This window comes from Micromonospora coxensis (assembly GCF_900090295.1).
Taxonomy (GTDB): Bacteria; Actinomycetota; Actinomycetes; order Mycobacteriales; family Micromonosporaceae; genus Micromonospora; species Micromonospora coxensis.
Map to the genome: position 1 here is coordinate 5,858,631 of NZ_LT607753.1, position 19,060 is coordinate 5,877,690.

General features: G+C 75.2%; 17 protein-coding genes. 5 read left to right on the forward strand and 12 right to left on the reverse strand.

Features of this window, described 5'->3' with window-relative positions; translation table 11 throughout:
- Window position 1: 1 nt before the first annotated feature.
- The 3 genes from GA0070614_RS26740 to GA0070614_RS26750 all read right to left on the reverse strand — a co-directional run bounded on the left by GA0070614_RS26740 (window position 2) and on the right by GA0070614_RS26750 (window position 4,826).
- Complete coding sequence (locus GA0070614_RS26740; protein WP_172892512.1) at window positions 2-880, reverse strand: universal stress protein; 879 nt, start codon at window positions 878-880, stop codon at window positions 2-4.
- A gap of 197 nt (window positions 881-1,077) precedes the next feature.
- The gene (locus tag GA0070614_RS26745) at window positions 1,078-1,974 is read right to left on the reverse strand and encodes a universal stress protein (protein ID WP_088978543.1); all 897 of its coding nucleotides are present in this window, start codon (window positions 1,972-1,974) and stop codon (window positions 1,078-1,080) included.
- A 233-nt stretch (window positions 1,975-2,207) separates the two neighbouring features.
- A complete protein-coding gene (locus tag GA0070614_RS26750) occupies window positions 2,208-4,826 on the reverse strand; it encodes a cation-translocating P-type ATPase (protein ID WP_088978544.1) in 2,619 nt (872 codons plus the stop codon).
- 178 nt (window positions 4,827-5,004) lie between these two features.
- Here GA0070614_RS26750 and GA0070614_RS26755 point away from each other — a divergent pair, with 178 nt between their 5' ends.
- Window positions 5,005-5,421: an Hsp20/alpha crystallin family protein gene (locus GA0070614_RS26755; RefSeq protein WP_088978545.1), complete on the forward strand. Its 417-nt coding sequence runs from the start codon at window positions 5,005-5,007 to the stop codon at window positions 5,419-5,421.
- A gap of 59 nt (window positions 5,422-5,480) precedes the next feature.
- Window positions 5,481-5,951, forward strand: a complete 471-nt coding sequence (locus GA0070614_RS26760; protein ID WP_088978546.1) for a cyclic nucleotide-binding domain-containing protein — start codon at window positions 5,481-5,483, stop codon at window positions 5,949-5,951.
- On the opposite strand, the gene GA0070614_RS26765 is transcribed toward GA0070614_RS26760, so the two are convergent.
- The 6 genes from GA0070614_RS26765 to ppdK form a co-directional block, all read right to left on the reverse strand.
- Window positions 5,927-6,241, reverse strand: a complete 315-nt coding sequence (locus GA0070614_RS26765) for a hypothetical protein (protein WP_088978547.1) — start codon at window positions 6,239-6,241, stop codon at window positions 5,927-5,929. The genes GA0070614_RS26760 and GA0070614_RS26765 overlap by 25 nt on opposite strands.
- Before the next feature lie 76 nt (window positions 6,242-6,317).
- Entirely contained in the window at window positions 6,318-7,130 is an 813-nt protein-coding gene (gene pflA / locus GA0070614_RS26770; RefSeq protein WP_088979691.1) for a pyruvate formate-lyase-activating protein, read from the reverse strand.
- A gap of 59 nt (window positions 7,131-7,189) precedes the next feature.
- Window positions 7,190-9,433 (reverse strand): formate C-acetyltransferase, encoded by a 2,244-nt coding sequence (pflB, locus tag GA0070614_RS26775; protein ID WP_088978548.1) that lies wholly within the window; start codon window positions 9,431-9,433, stop codon window positions 7,190-7,192.
- Window positions 9,434-9,504: 71 nt separating this feature from the next.
- A complete protein-coding gene (locus GA0070614_RS26780; RefSeq protein WP_088978549.1) occupies window positions 9,505-10,515 on the reverse strand; it encodes a zinc-dependent alcohol dehydrogenase in 1,011 nt (336 codons plus the stop codon).
- A 519-nt stretch (window positions 10,516-11,034) separates the two neighbouring features.
- Window positions 11,035-11,493, reverse strand: a complete 459-nt coding sequence (locus GA0070614_RS26785; RefSeq protein WP_088978550.1) for a hypothetical protein — start codon at window positions 11,491-11,493, stop codon at window positions 11,035-11,037.
- Between the two features lie 12 nt (window positions 11,494-11,505).
- On the reverse strand, window positions 11,506-14,166 hold the full coding sequence (ppdK, locus tag GA0070614_RS26790) for a pyruvate, phosphate dikinase (protein ID WP_088978551.1): 2,661 nt from the start codon (window positions 14,164-14,166) through the stop codon (window positions 11,506-11,508).
- A 142-nt stretch (window positions 14,167-14,308) separates the two neighbouring features.
- Between ppdK and GA0070614_RS26795 the strand changes: the two genes are divergently transcribed.
- The 3 genes from GA0070614_RS26795 to GA0070614_RS26805 all read left to right on the forward strand — a co-directional run bounded on the left by GA0070614_RS26795 (window position 14,309) and on the right by GA0070614_RS26805 (window position 16,911).
- A complete protein-coding gene (locus tag GA0070614_RS26795) occupies window positions 14,309-14,812 on the forward strand; it encodes a GNAT family N-acetyltransferase (RefSeq protein ID WP_088978552.1) in 504 nt (167 codons plus the stop codon).
- 10 nt (window positions 14,813-14,822) lie between these two features.
- Window positions 14,823-15,455: a hypothetical protein gene (locus GA0070614_RS26800; protein ID WP_088978553.1), complete on the forward strand. Its 633-nt coding sequence runs from the start codon at window positions 14,823-14,825 to the stop codon at window positions 15,453-15,455.
- A 133-nt stretch (window positions 15,456-15,588) separates the two neighbouring features.
- The gene (locus GA0070614_RS26805; protein WP_088978554.1) at window positions 15,589-16,911 is read left to right on the forward strand and encodes a hemolysin family protein; all 1,323 of its coding nucleotides are present in this window, start codon (window positions 15,589-15,591) and stop codon (window positions 16,909-16,911) included.
- A 185-nt stretch (window positions 16,912-17,096) separates the two neighbouring features.
- Here GA0070614_RS26805 and GA0070614_RS26810 read toward each other — a convergent pair whose 3' ends face one another.
- From GA0070614_RS26810 to GA0070614_RS26820, 3 genes are read right to left on the reverse strand one after another with little or no spacing between them, the layout of a single operon-like run.
- The gene (locus GA0070614_RS26810; RefSeq protein WP_088978555.1) at window positions 17,097-17,426 is read right to left on the reverse strand and encodes a hypothetical protein; all 330 of its coding nucleotides are present in this window, start codon (window positions 17,424-17,426) and stop codon (window positions 17,097-17,099) included.
- Window positions 17,413-17,793 (reverse strand): hypothetical protein, encoded by a 381-nt coding sequence (locus GA0070614_RS26815; protein ID WP_088978556.1) that lies wholly within the window; start codon window positions 17,791-17,793, stop codon window positions 17,413-17,415. The genes GA0070614_RS26810 and GA0070614_RS26815 overlap by 14 nt, the downstream gene beginning before the upstream one ends.
- The gene (locus GA0070614_RS26820; protein WP_088978557.1) at window positions 17,790-19,016 is read right to left on the reverse strand and encodes an NRAMP family divalent metal transporter; all 1,227 of its coding nucleotides are present in this window, start codon (window positions 19,014-19,016) and stop codon (window positions 17,790-17,792) included. The genes GA0070614_RS26815 and GA0070614_RS26820 overlap by 4 nt, the downstream gene beginning before the upstream one ends.
- Between the last annotated feature and the right edge of the window lie 44 nt (window positions 19,017-19,060).

Consider the following 19,060-nt stretch of genomic DNA (forward strand, 5'->3'; position numbering starts at 1 on the left):
CTCAGTCGTACGGGTGGGCGACGAGCACCGGGCAGTGCGCGTGCTGCACCAGGGCCTGGCTGACCGAGCCGAGCAGCAGGCCGGTGAACCCGCCCCGGCCCCGGGTGCCCACCGCCACCATCGACGCCGACCCGCTCGCCTCCACCAGCCCCTGCACCGCGCCGGCCGCCCGTACCGGGTGCTCCCGCACCACCAGCTCCGGGTGGTCGGCGCGGACCGCCGCGGACGCCTCGGCGAGCAACCGCACCGCCTCCGCCTGGTACGCGGCCTGCGACTCCGCCACCTCCTCCGGCACCGGACGGTCCCCGTCCGGCGGACCGACGTGCACCAGCACCAGCGGCACGTCGCGCAGCGTCGCCTCCTCGGCGGCGTACCCGGCGGCCCGCCGTGCCCCGTCCGAGCCGTCCACCCCGGCCAGCACCGGACCGTCGACCGGGATCGGCTGCTCCTCGGGCCGCACCACCAGCACCGGGCAGTGCGCGTGCGCCGCCACCTGGCTGCCCACCGAGCCGAGCAGCAGTCCGGCGAAGCCACCCAGCCCGCGACTGCCGACCACCACGAGCGCGGCGTGGCGGGACGCCTCGACCAACGACGCGCCCGGCCCCCCGGCGACCTGGCGCACCTGCACGGTCAGTCCGGGCCAGCGGTCGACCAGCTCGGCCGCCACCTTCTCCAGCATCTGCCGCGACTCCTCGGTGGGCGCCGGCAGCCCCAGGTCGTACGGGTTGAGCGGCACGCCGTAGCCGAGCGGGTGCAGGTACCCGTGCACCAGGTGCAGCGGCAGCCGCCGCAGCACGGCGGCACGGGCCGCGTGTTCGGCGGCGACCAGGCTGGACGGCGATCCGTCGACGCCCACCACGACAGGTCGGTTCATCGGCACTCCCCGGGGTCGGTCCGATCATTGTCGACGTACCCGTCCCGTGTCGCCGGCATTCGGCTCGGACGCGCCGTCGGGTGCGGCCCGCACCTCGCCCGGGGGAGGGGCCGGCGGTCGACGACGCGTCGGCGGGCGGGGTGCGGGCCGGGGGACGCACGTCCGCGCCGGCCGGGACAGCGGCCGGCGCGGACGGCGCCGGATCAGGACCTGTCGTCCTGCTTGTGGTGGCGCAGGATCGCCAGCGGACTGTGCGAGTGGTGCAGGACCGCGTGGCTCACCGAGCCGAGCAGCAGCCCGGTGAAGGCGCCCCGGCCGTGCGCGCCGACCACGGTCAGCTGCGCGGTGGCGGACTGCTCCACCAGCACCCGAGCCGCCGACCCGTGCGCGACGAGCTGACGCACCGGCACGTCCGGGAACTTCTCCGTCCAACCGGCCACGGCCTCGGCCAGCACCCGCTTCTCCTCGGCGGCGACCGCGTCCACGTCGTACACCAGGGGGAGCATGTCGCCGGGGCCGAGCGGCGTCGGAGCCAGCCAGGCGTGCACCGCCACCACCGAGGTGCCGCGCAGCGACGCCTCCTCGAACGCGAAGCCGAGCGCCTCGGTGGACAGCGCCGAGCCGTCCACGCCGACCAGCACCGGCCCGTCGGCGCGCGGCTCGCCCTTGACCACCAGCACCGGGCAGTCGGCCCGGGCGGAGACCTGCACGGCCGACGAGCCGATCAGCAGCCCGGCGAAGCCGCCCAGGCCCCGGTTGCCGAGCACGATCAGCGCCGCGTCGCGGGACTCGCGCAGCAGCACCGGCGTGGGCGCGCCGTCGACCAGCTCACCGGTCACGGCGACCTCGGGCGCGGTCTTGCCGGCCTCGGCGACCGCGTCCGTGACGTACCGCTCGGCCTGCGCGCGCAGGCCCGCGTCGGACGGGGCGCCGGGCACCGGCCCGAGCGGCTGGCCCATGAGCGGCCAGATGAACGCGTGCACCACCCGCAGTGGACGGTGCCGCAGCGCGGCCTCCCGGGCGGCGAACCGTACGGCGTCCAGGGCGGCGGCGGAACCGTCCACACCCACCACGACGGGAGCACCGGATCTGATGGTCATCACGTCCTCCTTCCTCCGCCCTCAGCATCCTCCCGAGCGGTGGCGACGGTCAGAGGCCTCGGACACCCGGACCCGGGTCCTTCGTCCCGCCCGGAGCGCCGTCCCGGAGCGTCGACCGTCGTCTCCGGAGCGTCGTTCCGGAGCGCCGTCCATGAGCGCCGTCCCCGGACCGCCGTCCCCGGACCGCCGTCTCCCCGGGCCGTCGTCTGCGGCCCGGGGAGCGGGGGCGGTGGTCAGCCGGTGGCGCGACGCGGGCCCGGCACGACGGTGGGCGCGTCCCCGTCGGGCCGGGGCCGACGGCGGGCGAGCCGCAGCGCGAGACCGGGCAGCGCGCTGACCGCCGCGCAGGCCAGTAGCACGTCCGCGCCCAGCGGGTCGGTGCCCAGCAGGTCCCGCAGTGGTCCGACGAGCACCCCGGCGACCTGCAACACCGCCGACACGGCGACCGCGACCAGCAGACCCGGGTTGGCCCGCCGCGCGCCCACCGGACGTGGCGCCCGCACCGCCAGCGCCACGCCGAGCTGCGCCAGCCCGAGGACCACGAACACCACCGACTGCCAGGGCAGCTCACGGGCGGCGGCGACCACCCCGGCGCCGAGCACCACGGCCGCGATCAGCGCGCCGGTGACCAGCACGTCGCGGCCCAGCCCGGCGCCGAGCACCGACTCCTGCGGGGAGCGGGGCGGGCGGCGCAGAATGCCCGGCTCGGCCGGCTCCGCGCCGAGCGCCACCCCCGGCACCCCGTGGGTGAGCAGGTTGACCCAGAGGATCTGCGCCGGCAGCAGCGGCACGGCCAGCCCGAACAGCGGGCCGATCAGCATCACCAGGATCTCCGCGACGCCGCCGGAGAGCCCGTAGCGCAGGAACCGGCGGATGTTGTCGTAGATCCGGCGTCCCTCACCGATCGCGGTGGCCACGCTGGACAGGTCGTCGTCGACCAGCACCAGGTCGGCGGCCTGCCGGGCGACCTCGGTGCCGCCGCCCATCGCCACCCCGATGTCGGCGCGGCGCAGCGCCGGGGCGTCGTTGACCCCGTCACCGGTCATCGCCACCACGTGCCCCCGCGACTGGAGCCCGGCGATGATGTCGAGCTTCTGCTCCGGTTGGGTACGGGCGAAGACCCGGGTCTCCGGGTGGGCGGCGGCCGGATCCTCGTCGTCGCCCCGGGCCAGCGGGTCACCGTCGCGCCACAGCCCCAGCTGACCGCCGATCGCGGCGGCGGTGGCCGGGTGGTCGCCGGTGATCAGCAGCAGCCGCACCCCGGCGGCGCCGAAGCTCTCGGCGATCTCCGGGGCGCCGGCACGCAGCGGGTCGCCGACGGCGACCAGGCCCACCGGTCGCAGCCCGGTCGGCGTGGCCGGGTCGGGCGGCGTGTCCACCAGGGCGGCGGCCACCGCGAGGACCCGGAGCCCCTCGCCGGCGAGCCGGTGCGCGGCGGCGGTCAGCTCGGCGATCTCCTCGTCGCCGGCGTCGAGCAGGGGCGCGGCCAGCACGCTCTCCGGCGCGCCCTTGCAGACCACCAGGTACCGCCGGTCGCAGGACCGGTGCACCGTGACCATCCGTCGGGTGGCCTGGTCGAACGGGTGCTCGGCGACGCGGGGCCAGGCGGCGCGGGTGCGTTGCGGGTCGAGGCCGGCGCGCGCCGCGAAGGCGACCAGCGCCGCCTCCAGCGGGTCGCCCACCGCGCCCCAGTCGGGTCGATCGTCGTCCGGTGGCGACAGCGCGGCGTCGTTGCAGAGCAGCCCGGCGCGCGCCAACCGGCGCAGCTCCTCCGGTACGGCCACCGCCGTGCCGTCCCGGTGCACCGTGCCGTGCGGGGCGTAGCCGGCGCCGGTCACCCCGTACGTCACGCCGTCGGCGGTGACGGCCGCCTGCACCGCCATCCGCCCCTCGGTGAGGGTGCCGGTCTTGTCGGAGGCGATCACGGTCACCGAACCGAGCGTCTCCACCGCGTGCAGCCGGCGCGGGATGGCGTGCGCGCCGGCCATCCGGCGGGCGCCCAGGGCCAACGCGAGGGTCACCACCGCCGGCAGCGACTCGGGCACCGCCGCCACCACCAGGCTGACCGCCGTGATCGCCATGTCCACCACCGGCCGCCCGCCGAGCACCCCGACGGCGAAGACCAGCCCGGACAGCGCCACCACCACCAGCCCGAGCACCCGCCCGAGCGCGGACAGTCGGCGCTGCAACGGCGTGGCGGTGGGGCGGGTGCCGGCGACCAGCGCGCTGATCCGGCCCAGGGCGCTCGCGCCGGCGGTGCGGACCACGGTGCCCGCACCCCTGCCGGTGGTGACCACCGTCCCGGCCAGGACCTCCTGCCCGACCTCCCGCCCGACCGGCACCGCCTCGCCGGTCAGCGCCGACTCGTCCAGGTGCAGCCGGCTCGCCTCGACCAGCGACAGGTCGGCCGGCACGACGTCGCCGGCCTCGACGCGGACCAGGTCGCCACGGACCACGTCGGCGGCGGGCACCACCATGTCGACGCCGTCGCGCACCACCCGGGCGGTCGGCGCGGCGAGCCGGTCCAGGGCGGCGATGGCGTGGTCGGCGCGGACCTCCTGCACCACCCCGATCACCGTGTTCACCACGACGACCAGGACGATCACCACGGTGTCCGGCAGGTCGCCGAGCAGGGTGGTGACCACGGCGGCGGCGAGCAGCAGTGCGACCAGGGGGTCGGTGAGCTGGCGCAGGACCCGGACCGCGAGGTGCCGGCGCGGCGGCGGGAGCACCGAGTTCGGCCCGTCGGCGCGCAACCGGGCGGCGGCCTCGTCGGCGCGCAGCCCGGCCGGGGCGGCCGTGCGCTGCACGGTGCCCTCCAGCGTCCCGCCTCGTCCGCCGGTCGTCGTCACCGGTGCCCTCCCCGCCTCGCGCGGCGCGTCGCGGGCACGCCGTCCCGTTCCACCCTCCCGCCGGGGCGGCGCCGCGGGCAGAGGCGTTGCGCCCGCCGGGCCCGGGACCAACGGCCCTGACGCCGTCACCTCGCGCAGGAGTCCGATGGAGGCAGGACCAGCGACAAGGAGGTCGACGATGTCCACCGTCACGAAGTTCCGGGGCGGCGCGCTCGCGCCGTTCGACTGGACGAATCTCTCCTGGTTCCCGCTGCTGGCGCCGACGATCCGCGTCGAGGACTACCTCGACGGGGACCGGTACGTCATCCGCGCCGAGCTGCCGGGGATCGACCCGGCCAAGGACGTCCGCGTCACCCGTACCGGCGACACGTTGCGGCTGGACGTGGTACGCCGGGAGGGCCACGCGGACAAGGTCCGCTCCGAGTTCCACTACGGATCCTTCTCCCGCCTGATCCCGCTGCCGGCGGGCGTCAAGCCGGAGACCATCGCCGCCCGCTACGCCGACGGCATCCTCCAGATCACCGCGACGGTCGGCGAGAGCGAGCCGACCGCCCAGGAGATCCCGGTGACCGTGGAGCACGGCGGGAAGCGGTGAGCCCGACCCCAGGGGCCCGGCCGTCCGCCGGGCCCCACCCGTTACCGGAGGGACCTCGCATGACGCCACTGGAGATGCTGCGTGAACACCCCTTCCTGGCCGGCCTGCCGCAGGAGTGGTTGCCCCGGCTGACCGGGTACGCCCGGCCGGTGGTCTGGCACCCCGGCCATCGCCTGTTCCGGGCCGGGCAGCCGGCGGAACGGTTCTGGCTCGTCCGGGGCGGCGAGGTGGCGCTGGACTTCCCGGTGCCCGGACGCGGCGACGTGGGCATCGAGTCGATCGGGCCGGGCGGCGTGCTGGGCTGGTCCTGGCTCTTCCCGCCGTACCGCTGGCAGTTCGGGGCGGTCGCCGTGCGGCGTACCCCGACGGTGGAGTTCACCGCCGAGGGGGTGCGCCGGCTGATGGCCTCCGACGACCGTCTCGGCCGGGAGTTGACCACCCGGTTCATGGCCGTGGTGGTGGACCGGCTCCAGGCGTCCCGGGTGCGGCTGCTGGACCTGTACGGCTACCCGACGTCGTCGGCGAGCTGACCGGCCCGCCGCCGGTCCTCTCCGCTCCCCGCGACGTACCGGCGCACGACCAGCTCGTCGACCTCCAGCCGGCCGATGCGCAGCTCCCGGATCACCGCGCGGCGCACGGCGAGCCGGCCGACCGCCAGCACGCCCAGCGCCGCCGCCCCGCCGGCCAGCGCGGACACCGCCAGCGCGCCGGTCGCGGCGGCGCCGACGGCACGGGCGCCCGCGGCCAGCGCGCCGGTCGCGGTCGCGGCGACGGCACGGGGTCCGGAGTGGGCCGGGTCGTGACGGCGGTACGGGCGCATCCTCCGATCCTGCGCCCGCACCGGCCCGGGCGGGGCGCGGCGCGACGCCGGTCCACCGCCCGGGTGACGCCTGCGCTCAGTAGACGGTGAGGCCCCGCTCGGCGAACTGGCCCCGGACCCGGTCCAGCAGCTCGGGGGTGGGTGGCGCGGTGTCGGCGAGCGGGAAGGTCAGCCCCAGGTCGGCGTACTTGTGCGCGCCGAGGCGGTGGAACGGCAGCACCTCCACCCGCTGCACGGTGGCCAGTCCGGCGGCGAAGTCGGCCACCCCGGCCACGTTCTCCTCCGCGTCGGTCAGCCCCGGCACCAGCACGAAGCGGATCCAGATCGGGGTGCCCCGCTCGGCCAGCCGCCGGCCGAACCGCAACGTCGGCGCGACCGACCCGGTGCGGGTCACCCGCCGGTACGTCGCCGGGTCCCACGACTTCACGTCCAGCAGCACCAGGTCGGTGGCGTCGAGTAGGGCGTCGTCGGCGCGGACGCCGAGGAAACCGGAGGTGTCCAGCGCGGTGTGCAGGCCCATCTCGTGGCAGCGGCGCAGCACCTCGCCGGTGAACCGGGGCTGCAGCAGCGGCTCGCCGCCGCTGAGCGTCACCCCGCCCCCGGCGACCTGGATGAACCGCTGGTACCGGGTGATCTCGGCCATCAGCTCGTCGACCGTGCGGTGCCGGCCGCTGCGCCGGTACCAGGTGTCCGGGCTGTGGCAGTAGCGGCAGCGCAGCGGGCAGCCGGCGAGGAACGCCACGAACCGGGTGCCCGGCCCGTCCACCCCGACCGAGACGTCCCAGGAGTGCACCGCCCCGGTCAGCTCGCCCCCGGTGCGTCCCGGCCCGACCGCGACGCCGGGGACGGGGCCCGGCCCCGCCGGGGCGTCGCCGGTCGGGGCGGGCATCCCGGGCGGGCCCGCGCGCCCGGGCTCGGCGAGCCCGGGCGGCGAGGGCGGCCGGACGGTCACAGCGACCCGTGGAACGTCCGGGACACCACGTCCCGCTGCTGTTCCGGGGTGAGCTGGACGAAGTTCACCGCGTACCCGGAGACCCGCACGGTCAGCTGCGGGTAGCGCTCCGGGTGCGCCATCGCGTCGACCAGGGTGGCCCGGTCCAGCACGTTGACGTTGAGGTGGAAGCCGCCGGAGTCGGTGTACGCGTCGAGCACGCCGGCCAGGTTGTCGATCCGCTCGGACCGGGTCCGGCCCAACCCGTCCGGGGTGACCGTGCCGGTCAGCGAGATGCCGTCGCGGGCGGCGTCGTACGGCAGCTTCGCCACCGACAGCGCGGCCGCGACCAGGCCGTGGGTGTCCCGCCCGTTCATCGGGTTCGCCCCCGGCGCGAACGGCTCACCGGCGCGCCGGCCGTCCGGGGTGTTGCCGGTGTGCTTGCCGTAGACCACGTTGGAGGTGATGGTCAGCACCGACATGGTCAGCTCGGCGTCGCGGTAGGTGCGCTGCCGGCGCAGCTTCTCGGCGAACGTCTCCACCAGCCACACCGCGATGTCGTCGGCCCGGTCGTCGTTGTTGCCGAAGGTCGGCGCCTCGCCCTCGACCGCGTAGTCGATCGCCAGTCCGGTCTCGTCGCGCAGCACCTTGACCGTGCCGTACCGGATCGCGGCGAGGCTGTCCACGGCGACGGAGAGCCCGGCGATGCCGGTGGCCATGAACCGGCGCACCGGGTGGTCGTGCAGCGCCATCTCCAGCCGCTCGTAGGCGTACCGGTCGTGCTGGTGGTGGATGACGTTGAGCGCGTCCACGTACGTCTCGGCCAGCCAGTCCAGCGTCCTGTCGTACGCGGCCAGCACCTCGGCGTAGTCGAGGGTCTCGCCGCCGACCGGCGGGGCCGCCGGGGCCACCTGCTCGCCGGTGATCTCGTCCCGACCGCCGTTGATCGCGTACAGCAGCGCCTTGGCCAGGTTGGCCCGGGCCCCGAAGAACTGCATGTCCCGGCCCACCCGCATCGCCGAGACGCAGCAGGCGATCGCGGTGTCGTCGTCGTACGCGGGGCGGATCAGCTCGTCGTTCTCGTACTGGATGGCGCTGGTGTCCAGCGAGACCTGGGCGCAGAACCGCTTGAACCCGACGGGCAGCCGCGGCGACCAGAGCACGGTCAGGTTCGGCTCCGGCGCCGGGCCGAGGTTGTAGAGGGTCTGCAGGTAGCGGAAGCTGGTCCGGCTGACCAGCGGCCGGCCGTCGACACCCATCCCGCCGAGCGACTCGGTGACCCAGGTGGGGTCGCCGGAGAAGAGCTGGTCGTACTCGGGGGTACGCAGGAACCGGACGATCCGCAGCTTGATCACGAAGTCGTCGACCAACTCCTGGGCGTCGCTCTCGGTCAGCCGCCCCTCGGCCAGGTCCCGGCGCAGGTAGACGTCGACGAAGTTCGCCGTGCGGCCCAGCGACATCGCCGCGCCGTTCTGCTCCTTCGTCGCGGCCAGGTACGCGAAGTACAGCCACTGGATCGCCTCGCGGCCGGTCGTCGCCGGGGCGGAGATGTCGTGGCCGTAGCTCGCCGCCATCCGCTTCAGCTCACCCAGCGCGCGGATCTGCTCGGCCAGCTCCTCGCGGTCGCGGATCACCTCGTCGGTGGAGGGTCGGTCGTCCAGCGCCGCCTTGAGCGCGGCGCGTTCGGCGACGAGGCGGTCCACGCCGTAGAGCGCCACCCGCCGGTAGTCGCCGATGATCCGGCCCCGGCCGTAGGCGTCGGGCAGGCCGGTGATGACGTGCGAGCGCCGGGCGGCGAGCACGTCGGCCGGGTACGCGTCGAAGACCGCGTCGTTGTGCGTCTTGCGGTAGCTGGTGAAGATCCGGTGGACCTCCGGGTCGGGCGCGAAGCCGTACGCCTTCAGCGCGGTCTCCACCATCCGCAGCCCACCGGCCGGCATGATCGCCCGGCGCAGCGGCGCGTCGGTCTGCAACCCGACGATCAACTCCCTGTCCCGGTCGATCCAGCCGGGTCCGTGCGCGGTGATGGTCGACGGGGTGGCGGCGTCGACGTCGAGGATCCCGCGTCGGCGCTCCTCGACGAAGAGCGCCTTCAGCGCGTCCCAGACCGCCAGGGTCCGCGCGGTCGGCCCGGTCAGGAACGCGGCGTCCCCGGTGTACGGCTCGTGGTTGGCGCGCACGAAGTCGGCGACGTCGACGGTGTCGCGCCACGTCGTGCCGGTGAAGCCGCGCCACGGGTCGAGGTGTGCGTTGCCGGTCATGACTGGTCCCTCCAGGGGGTGTGCCGGCGGGTCTGCGGGCCGCCGGACGGTCGTCGGGGGCCGGACGGCGGTCACGGCCGCAGCACCAGGCGGGCGGTGACCCGGCCGGCCAGCACGTCCTGCACCGCCTCGTTGATCTCGTCGAGCTTGCGCACCTCGTACGCGACCCGGGTGCGGCCGGCGGCGTGCAGCCGGAACACCTCGGCCAGGTCGGCGCGGGTGCCGACGATCGAACCGATCACGGTGATGCCCTTGAGCACGGTCTCGAAGATCGGCAGGGTGAAGCCGTTCTCCTTCGGCAGCGACACCAGCACCAGCCGTCCGCCCCGGCGCAGGCTGCGGTGGGCCTGCGCGATCACGGTGGGGCTGGCCGCCAGGACGATCGCCACGTCCGCCCCGCCGAGCGCGGTGACCGCCTCGACCGGGTCGACCTCGGCCGCGTTCACGGTGTGCGTGGCGCCGAGGTCGCGGGCCAGGCGCAGCTTCTCGTCCGTCACGTCCACGGCGACGGTCTCGCCGCCGAACAGCTGCGCGTACTGCTGGGCGAGGTGGCCCAGCCCGCCGATGCCGAAGACCGCCACCCGGTCGCCGGGGCGCACCGCGGCCACCTTCACCGCCTTGTACGTGGTGACGCCCGCGCAGGTCAGCGGGGCCGCCTCGAACGGGTCGACCCCGTCCGGCACACGGACGGCGTAGCGGGCCGAGGCGACCGCGTACTCGGCGTGCGCGCCGTCGACGGAGTAGCCGGTGTTGCGCTGCGCCTCGCAGAGCGTCTCCCAGCCGGAGACGCAGTGCGCGCAGGTGCCGCAGGCCCAGCCGAGCCAGGGCAGGGCGACCCGGTGGCCGACGGCGTGCTCGGTGACGCCCTCGCCGACCCGCTCCACGATGCCGACGCCCTCGTGACCCGGCACGAACGGCGGGTTCGGCTTGACCGGCCAGTCGCCGCGCGCGGCGTGGATGTCGGTGTGGCAGAGCCCGCTCGCCTCGATCCGGACCAGGATCTCGCCGGGGCCGGGCTCGGGCACCGGCACGTCGAAGATCTCCAGCGGCTGGTCGAACGAGGTGACGACGGTCGCGCGCATCGGGAGCCTCCCAGGTCTGCTTGTCGCTTCCAGGACCAGCCTGCGCCGCAGGTGCCGCAGCGGGCAGGGGCGCAGGACCACCACCCCCCGGGACCAAAGACCCCACCCCCACCGCCGCCCCTTCCCGCTCCGCCCGCACCCCTCCACGCCGTCCCCCCGTCGCGCCGTCCCCCCGCCGGGCTGTCAACCCGTCGCGCCGTCACCCGTGGGGCTGTCACCCCTCCGCGTCGTCGGCCCGCGCCGTCACCAGGCGGACCGCCGCGACGGCCCGCGCACTTTCAGAGAAAGAGGGCCTATCCCACCGGAAATGAGCCCTCATTCCGTGAAAGTGCCGCTGCCGCTGCCGCTGCCGCTGCCGCTGCCGCTGCCGCTTCCGCTGGGTGGGTGAGGTCGGTGGGGTGGCTGCGGGTGGGCGGAGTGCGGGGCCGTGGCGGTGGGCGTCGTGGCGTACCGGAAGGGCGTGTCGGTGGGGTGGCGGCGGCGCCGCCGGGGCCGTGGGCCGGCCCCGGCGGACCGGGGTCAGTGCTCGACGACCAGCCGGTGGGCCCGCAGCACGCGGGCCCACCAGGGCCGGGGCGCCGCCGGGCGCAGCGCCGGGGCGCGGGTCCCGCGCAGGCTGACCCAGCCGCCGGGGCCCATCGTCACCGCGCCGATCGCCGGTGGCCGGCGGCGCCCCACCACCGCCACCGCGCCGGCCAGCAGCGCCACGGCGACCGCGCCGGCCGCGGCGGCGAGCACCTGGTCCGGGTCGGGCACCGACCGGTAGCGGACCCGGCCGTCGGCCAGCACGAACGCGCCGACGGCGCGCCCGTCACGGGTCACCGGCACCAGCGCCGCCGCCGGCGTGCCGGGTAGTTCCAGCACCGGTCCGACGGGCCCCACCGGTACGACCGGCGCGGGCGTCGCCGCCGGCTCCGGGGACCGCCGGGGCGGCGGGGCCAGCGGGGCGGGGCCGGTGGGGTTGAAGATCGCGGTCATCGCGCTGCCCTCCTATCGGGAGTCGGACGTGCCGGTGGTGGGGTCGACGGCGGCCCGCCCGGCCGCCAGCCGGGCGATCGGCACCCGGTACGGCGAGCAGGAGACGTAGTCCAGCCCGGCGTCGGCGAAGAACGCCACCGACTCGGGGTCGCCGCCGTGCTCGCCGCAGACCCCGACGGTCAGCTCCGGCCGGGCGGCCCGGCCCTCCGCCACGGCCAGCCGGACCAGCCGCCCCACGCCCTTGACGTCGATGCTCTCGAACGGGGAGGTGGTGAAGATCCCCCGCTCCAGGTACGCGCCGAAGAACGAGCCCTCCACGTCGTCGCGGGAGAACGCCCAGGCGGTCTGGGTCAGGTCGTTGGTGCCGAAGGAGAAGAAGTGCGCCTCGGCGGCGATCTCCCCGGCGGTCAGCGCCGCCCGGGGCACCTCGATCATCGTGCCGATCGGGATCTCCGGCGCCCCCGGCACCCCGGCGAGGACCTGCTCGGCCTCCACCCGGACGGCGGCCAACTCCTTGACGTCGCCGACCAGCGGCACCATGATCTCCGGCCGCGGGTCGCCACCCTCGCGGACCCGTTGGGCCGCCGCCTCGGCGACCGCGCGGACCTGCATGGCGAACAGTCCCGGGATCACCAGCCCGAGGCGCACCCCGCGCAGGCCGAGCATCGGGTTCGACTCGTGCATCCGGCGGACCGCGACCAGCAGCCGGCCGTCGCGGCCCGGGTCCTCGCCGAGCGCCTCGGCGCGGGCCACCCGGGCGGTCAGCTCGTGCAGCGGAGGCAGGAACTCGTGCAGCGGCGGGTCGATCAGCCGGATGGTCACCGGCAGACCGTCCATCGCCGCGAGGATGTCCACGAAGTCGGCCCGCTGCAACGGCAGCAGCGCGTCCAGCGCGGCGGCCACCTCGTCCGGTCCGTCGGCCAGGATCAGCCGCTCCACCAGCTCCCGGCGCTCACCCAGGAACATGTGCTCGGTCCGGCACAGCCCGATCCCGGTGGCGCCGAACCGGCGGGCCCGGCGGGCGTCCGGCCCGGTGTCGGCGTTCGCCCGCACACCCAGCCGGCGCACCGCATCGGCGTGGCCGAGCAGCCGGTGCACCGCCGCGACCAGCGGGTCGGCCTGCGGCGCCAGCTCGCCGGCCAGGTAACGGGCGACGGGGGAGGGCTGCACCGGGACCTCACCGGCGTAGATCCGGCCGGTCGTGCCGTCGATGGAGATGACGTCCCCGGCCCGGACCACCCGGTCGCCGACGGCGAACTCGCCGCGCTCCGGGGCGATCCGCAGGGCGTCCGCCCCGCAGACGCAGGTGCGGCCCATGCCCCGGGCCACCACGGCGGCGTGCGAGGTCTTGCCGCCGCGCGAGGTCAGCACCCCGGCCGCGGCGATCATGCCGGGCAGGTCGTCCGGGTTGGTCTCCCGACGGACCAGGATCACCGGTTCGGTGGCCGCCGCCGCGGCGGCGGAGTCGAACACCACCCGGCCCACCGCGGCCCCCGGGGAGGCCCCCACCCCGACCGCGAGCGGGGCCGGCGCGCCCGACAGGTCGAAGGCCGGAAACATCAGCTGGCCGAGCTGCGCGCCGTTGACCCGCAGCAGCGCCTCGTCCAGGCTGATCAGCCCCTCCTGCACCAGCTGTGCGGCGATCACGAACGCGGCGGCGGCGGTGCGCTTGCCGACCCGGGTCTGCAACATCCACAGCCGGCCACGCTCGATGGTGAACTCGATGTCGCACAGGTCGCGGTAGTGCCGCTCCAGCGTCGCCATGATCGTCATCAGCCGGCGGAAGCTCGCCGGGTCGATCCGCTCCAGCTCCGGCAGGGGGATCGTGTTGCGGATCCCGGCGACCACGTCCTCGCCCTGCGCGTCGGGCAGGTAGTCGCCGTACACGCCGGGCGCGCCGGTGGCCGGGTCGCGGGTGAACGCCACCCCGGTGCCCGAGTCCGGGCCCAGGTTGCCGAAGACCATCGCCATCACGTTCACCGCGGTGCCCAGGTCGTCCGGGATGCGCTCCTGCCGCCGGTAGATCCGGGCCCGCTCCGAGTTCCACGACTCGAACACCGAACGGACCGCCAGGTACAGCTGCTCGTGCGGGGCCTGCGGGAAGTCGTGCCCGACGTGCGCGGCGAAGACCTTCTTGTACGTCTCCACCAGGTCGCGCAGCTGCTCGGCGCTCGGGCCGGCCGGCCCGGCCGAGGCGCGCAGCGCCTCCAGCTCCCGCTCGAACTCCTCGGCCGGCACCCCGTACACGGTCCGGCCGTACATCTGGATCAGCCGGCGGTACGAGTCCCAGGCGAACCGCGCGTCGCCGGCGCGCGCGGCCAACCCGTGCACGGTCGTGTCGTTGAGCCCGATGTCGAGGATCGTCTCCATCATCCCCGGCATCGAGTACCGGCCGCCGGAGCGGACCGCCAGCAGCAGCGGGTCGTGCCGGTCGCCGAGCCACCGGTCCAGCCGGGCCTCGACCTCCCGCAGATGGGCGTTGATCTCGGCGAAGAGCCCCTCCGGGGGTTCCCCGGTGCGCAGGTACACCCGGCAGGCGTCGGTGCTGACGGTGAAGCCGGGCGGGACGGGCAGCCCCAGCCGGGTCATCTCGGCCAGGTTCGCGCCCTTGCCACCCAGCAGATCGGCTCTGCTGCGGTCACCCTCGATGAAGTCGTAGACGAACTTGGCCATGGTCCCGGCCTCCCACTCCGCTACCGCACGGATCCTCTTCCTCGTTGGTAGCAATGCGCGGGCCCGCACCGGCAGGGCCGGACGGTACGGGCTCAGGGCCGGAGGTCCCGGGATCGTCACACCCGGTGCGTATCCTCCGGCGGTGACCGCTGACCTGCGACTGCGCCCGGTGCGCGACGCCGACGTGCCCCACTTCTTCGCCCACGAGCAGGATCCGCAGGCCGTCTGGATGGCGGCCTTCGGCCCGGCCGACCCGACCGACCGGGCCGCCTTCGACGCGCACTGGGCCCGCATCCGCGCCGACCCGCGCATCGTCAACCGCACCGTCGTGGTCGGCGAGGACGTGGTCGGCCACGTGGCCGCCTTCCCGGTGGACGAGCGCACCGAGGTCAGCTACTGGATCGACCCGCGGCGCTGGGGCCGGGGGTACGCCACCGCCGCGCTCGCCGCGCTGCTGCGCGAACTGCCGCAGCGGCCGGTGCACGCGCGCGCCGCCAAGGACAACCGGGCCTCCCTGGCGGTGCTGCGCAAGTGCGGCTTCGTCGTCGTCGGCGAGGACGCGGGCTTCGCCCACGGCCGTGGCGTCGAGGTCGAGGAGTGGGTGCTGGAGCTGCCCGCCGAGGCGGCTGAGCAGGGCGACCACTAGTCTCCCGGGGGTGAACTGGCTGGAACTCGTCGGCTGGGCCGGCTCCGCGCTGCTGGTCTGGTCCCTGCTGCAGACGCGCATCCTGCGGCTGCGCGCGCTCAACCTGCTCGGCTGCCTGATCCTGATCGGCTACAACGCCGCCGTGGCCGTCTGGCCCATGGTCGGCCTCAACGTGGTGCTCACCGTGATCAACGTGTGGTATCTGCGCAAGCTGCTGGCCACCCGGCACGACGAGCAGACCTACCAGGCGGTGGAGGTGGGCGTCGACGACCGGTTCCTGGCCCACACCCTGCGGGTGCACGCGGCCGACATCAGCCGGTTCAACCCGGACTTCCGGTGGGAGTCGCACGCCGCCGAGCGCTCGGCGTTCCTGGTGCTCAAGGCCGACGAGGTGGTGGGCGTGGTGCTGTCGCACGCCGAACCGGGCGGGATCGCCCAGATCGACCTGGACTACGTCACCCCGAGGTTCCGGGACCTCACCCCCGGGGAGTTCGTCTACCGGCGCAGCAGCCTCTTCACCGACCGGGGCTTCCGCCGGGTGGTCAGCCCGCCCGGCATGGTCGCCCCCTACTACCACCGGCTCGGCTTCCGCCCCGAGGACGGCACGTACGTGCTCGACCTGCCCGCCCCCGCGACGGCCTGAGCTCGGCGTACGCCCCGGCATGATTCACCCGGGCCCCGACGGGGCACAGAGGGGCCTACGCCGGGCGGGTCCTCCGTCCGGCGGCGCCGGGGCGTGACGCCGGCGTCCGTCGCGGTGAGGGAGAGAACCGGGCGTGCAGAGCTACTGGAGCCAACTGGCCCTGGTCGGAGTCCTGGTCGTCCTGAACGCGATCTTCGCGGGCAGCGAGATGGCGCTGGTGTCGTTGCGCGACAGCCAGTTGCAGCGCCTGGAGCGCACCAGCCGGGCCGGGCGGGTGCTGGCCCGGCTCGCCAAGGATCCGAACCGGTTCCTCGCCACCATCCAGATCGGCATCACCCTGGCCGGCTTCCTGGCCTCGGCCGCCGCGGCGGTCTCCCTGGCCAAGCCCCTGGTGCCGCTGCTCGGCTTCGTCGGCGGCGCCGCCGAGACGGTCGCCATCGTGGTGGTCACCCTCGCGCTGACCTTCGTCACCCTGGTCTTCGGCGAGCTGGCCCCGAAGCGGATCGCCATGCAGTCCGCCGAGCGCTGGGCGCTGCTGGTGGCCCGCCCGCTGGACCTGCTGGCCACCGTTACCCGCCCCGCCGTCTGGGCCCTCGGCGCCACCAGCGACCTCGTCGTACGACTGGTCGGGCTCAACCCGAAGCACGAGCCCGAGGAGATCGGCCCCGACGAACTGCGCGACATCGTCGCCGGCAACCACGGCTTCACCAAGGAACAGCGGATGATCATCGCCGGCGCGGTGGAGATCGCCGACCGGCAGCTCAAGGCGGTGCTCGTACCCCGGTTGCAGGTCTTCACGCTCGACAGCGGCACCACCGCGGAGGCCGCCCGGCTGGTGCTGGCCGCCACCGGCCACTCCCGGGCCCCGGTGGTGCGCCACGGCGGCCTGGACGACGCGGCCGGGGTCATCCACCTGCGCGACCTGGTCGGCGTGCCCGACGACCGCCCGGTCGACGAGATCGCCCGCCCGCCCATGCTGCTGCCCGACTCGCTGCCGGTGGTCGACGCGCTGCGGCAGTTCAAGGCCGAACGCCAGCACATCGCCCTGGTGGTGGACGAGCGCGGCGCCGTCGACGGGATCGTCACCCTGGAGGACATCCTGGAGGAGATCGTCGGCGAGATCTACGACGAGACCGACCGGGACGTGCGCGCCGTGCGCACCGAGGCCGACGGCGTGCTGCTGCTGCCCGGCACCTTTCCCGTGCACGACCTGGTCGACATCGGCGTCGAGGTGCCCGGCCGACCGTCCGGCGACTACACCACGGTCGCCGGGATGCTGCTGAGCTGCCTCGGGCACATCCCCACCGTGGCCGGGGAGAGCGTCACCGTGGACGGCTGGGAGATCGAGGTGGCCGCCATCGACCAGCGGGCCATCAGCCAGGTACGGCTGCGCCGCCACGCCGCCGTCGAGGAGGCCGCCGAGGGCGAGCCGGTCCTCGACCGGGCACGCGGCTGACCCGTCCGCGTCACCCGCCGTGCGTCGGCCCGAGCCGCCGTGCGTCGGCCCGACCCGCCCTGCGCCGGCCCAGCCCGCCGTGCCTCGGCCGGACCCGCCCCGCGCCGGCCCGGTCCGCCGTGCCTCGGCCGGTCCGGCCGGCGCCCCCACCGCGCCCGCCGGCGCGTCACCTGCCCGGCGCGGCGTCACCCGCCCGGTGGGGCGTCCCCGCCCGGCCGGCCGAACGGGAAGTCCGGCACCGGCGGCAGGAGCTGCACCTGGTCGGCGGGGAGCTGACGGGTGCTGCGGCTCAACGCCCGGGCCACCACCCGGATCGCCCACGGGCCGGAGGGATGACGTTCCGCCCCGATCAGCCGCCCCACCAGGCGGCCCCACCAGTGCCGGGTGACGATCACGTCGGTCAACCGCAGCCGCCCGGCCGGGAAGCCGCCGCGCACCACCACGTCGACCACCCGGCCGAGCCGCCGCCCGTGCAGGTCGTACGCGGTGCGGCCGAGCAGCTCACCCGCTCGCACGGTCGGCCCCCGGGATCCGGTCGATCAGGTGCCGGCGCAGCCACGCCTCCACCGGCGGACGCGGCAGCTCCTCGCCCCGGCAACGCAGCCGCACCGCGCTGTCCATCCGGGTGACCAGGGTGATCGGGATGCGCACCGGCGGCGTCGGCGGGTCCTCGGTGAACCGGTCCGCCACCGCCACCAGCAGCCGACCGATCCGCCCGCCGATCCGCTGCCCGAGCGCCCCCTGCCCGCTGAGCAGGAACGCCACGTACGGGTAGCCGCCGTCGTCGACGGCGAACTCGACGTCGTCGACCTTGCCGACCAGCCGTCCGGCGGAGTCGACGATCTGCCGGTCGAGCAGCTGCCGGCCGAGCTGGACCCTCATCGCCCCATCCCCGTCGACACCGCCAGCGGGATCGCCGCCACCGACGCCGCCACGATCACCACCAGGAAGACCGCCCCGAGCAGGTTCGACATCCGCCCGTTGACCCGGTCGCCCAGGTACGTCCGGTCGTTCGCCACGATCAGGATCGGCAGGTACGTCAACGGCAACGCCACCGCGCTGACGATCAGCATGTGCTCGGTGAGCCGTACCGGGTCGACGGTGGTGCCCAGCACCAGCACCCCGAGCAGGACGCTGAGCAGCAGCACGCTGTGGAACCGGGCCGCCTCCCGGGGGCTGACCCGCTTGCCCCACTGCCAGCCGAAGTACTGCGCGGCGGCGTACGCGGCGGAGAGCCCGGTCTCCAGCGCGGCGCCGAAGGTCACCGCGAAGAACGCCAACGCGACGATCGCCAGGCCCACCGAGCCGAAGGCGAGGACCACCGGCAGGGCCACCTCGTCGAGGCTCGACAGCGAGGCGCCGTACGGGTGGAAGACCACCGTCGCGGTGGCCACCAGCGACAGCGCGAGGAAGCCGCCGACGGGGAACCCGACCAGGACGCTCGTGCGGGCGTCGGCGAGGTCCGCGGCGGTCCAGTTCTCCTCGACCCCGCCCGAGGAGAAGAAGAACACCTCGTACGGGCTGACGGTGGAGGCGAACAGCGCCACCGCCACGAACCAGTACGCCCCCCACCCCTGCCCGTACTCCTGCGGGTGCAGCGCCCCACGGGCCAGCTCCGGCCAGTCGGTCGGCAGCCAGAACAGCGCGACCGCGAAGACCGCCAGGGTCAGGCCGGTCAAGCCGAAGACCCGTTCCATCAGCTGGAACCGCATCCGCCACAGCACCAGCCACACCGCGAACGCCGCCACCGGGGCCCAGAGCAGGTAGCTGACCCGCGACGCCAGTTGCAGCGCCAGCGCCAGCCCACCCAGCTCGGCCGCCAGGGTGAGCACCGTGACCAGGTAGGAGGCGACCAGGTTGAGCAGCGCCACCCGGGGCCCGAGCCGCTCCCGGACCAGGTCGAACACCGCCCGGCCGCTCACCGCCGCGATCCGGCCGGCCATGTCGGCGTACGCGCAGATGCCCACCACCCCGAGCACCAGCACCCAGGCGTGCCCCATGCCGAACCGGGCCCCGGCCTGGCTCGCCGCCACCAGGTCGCCGATGTCGACGAAGCCCCCGATGGCCGAGAGCACGCCGAGCGTGGCGGCGAGGAGCTTCCTCACGTCGGGTACGGGGTGGCCGGTCTCATCGACGCGACGATATCGGC

Coding starts and splice junctions, on each gene's coding strand:
- GA0070614_RS26745 (WP_088978543.1), bottom strand. CDS start 1,974: ATGACCATCAGATCCGGTGCTCCCGTCGTGGTGGGTGTGGACGGTTCC.
- GA0070614_RS26755 (WP_088978545.1), top strand. CDS start 5,005: ATGTCCACCGTCACGAAGTTCCGGGGCGGCGCGCTCGCGCCGTTCGAC.
- GA0070614_RS26760 (WP_088978546.1), top strand. CDS start 5,481: ATGACGCCACTGGAGATGCTGCGTGAACACCCCTTCCTGGCCGGCCTG.
- GA0070614_RS26765 (WP_088978547.1), bottom strand. CDS start 6,241: ATGCGCCCGTACCGCCGTCACGACCCGGCCCACTCCGGACCCCGTGCC.
- pflA (WP_088979691.1), bottom strand. CDS start 7,130: ATGCCCGCCCCGACCGGCGACGCCCCGGCGGGGCCGGGCCCCGTCCCC.
- pflB (WP_088978548.1), bottom strand. CDS start 9,433: ATGACCGGCAACGCACACCTCGACCCGTGGCGCGGCTTCACCGGCACG.
- GA0070614_RS26780 (WP_088978549.1), bottom strand. CDS start 10,515: ATGCGCGCGACCGTCGTCACCTCGTTCGACCAGCCGCTGGAGATCTTC.
- GA0070614_RS26785 (WP_088978550.1), bottom strand. CDS start 11,493: ATGACCGCGATCTTCAACCCCACCGGCCCCGCCCCGCTGGCCCCGCCG.
- ppdK (WP_088978551.1), bottom strand. CDS start 14,166: ATGGCCAAGTTCGTCTACGACTTCATCGAGGGTGACCGCAGCAGAGCC.
- GA0070614_RS26815 (WP_088978556.1), bottom strand. CDS start 17,793: ATGAGGGTCCAGCTCGGCCGGCAGCTGCTCGACCGGCAGATCGTCGAC.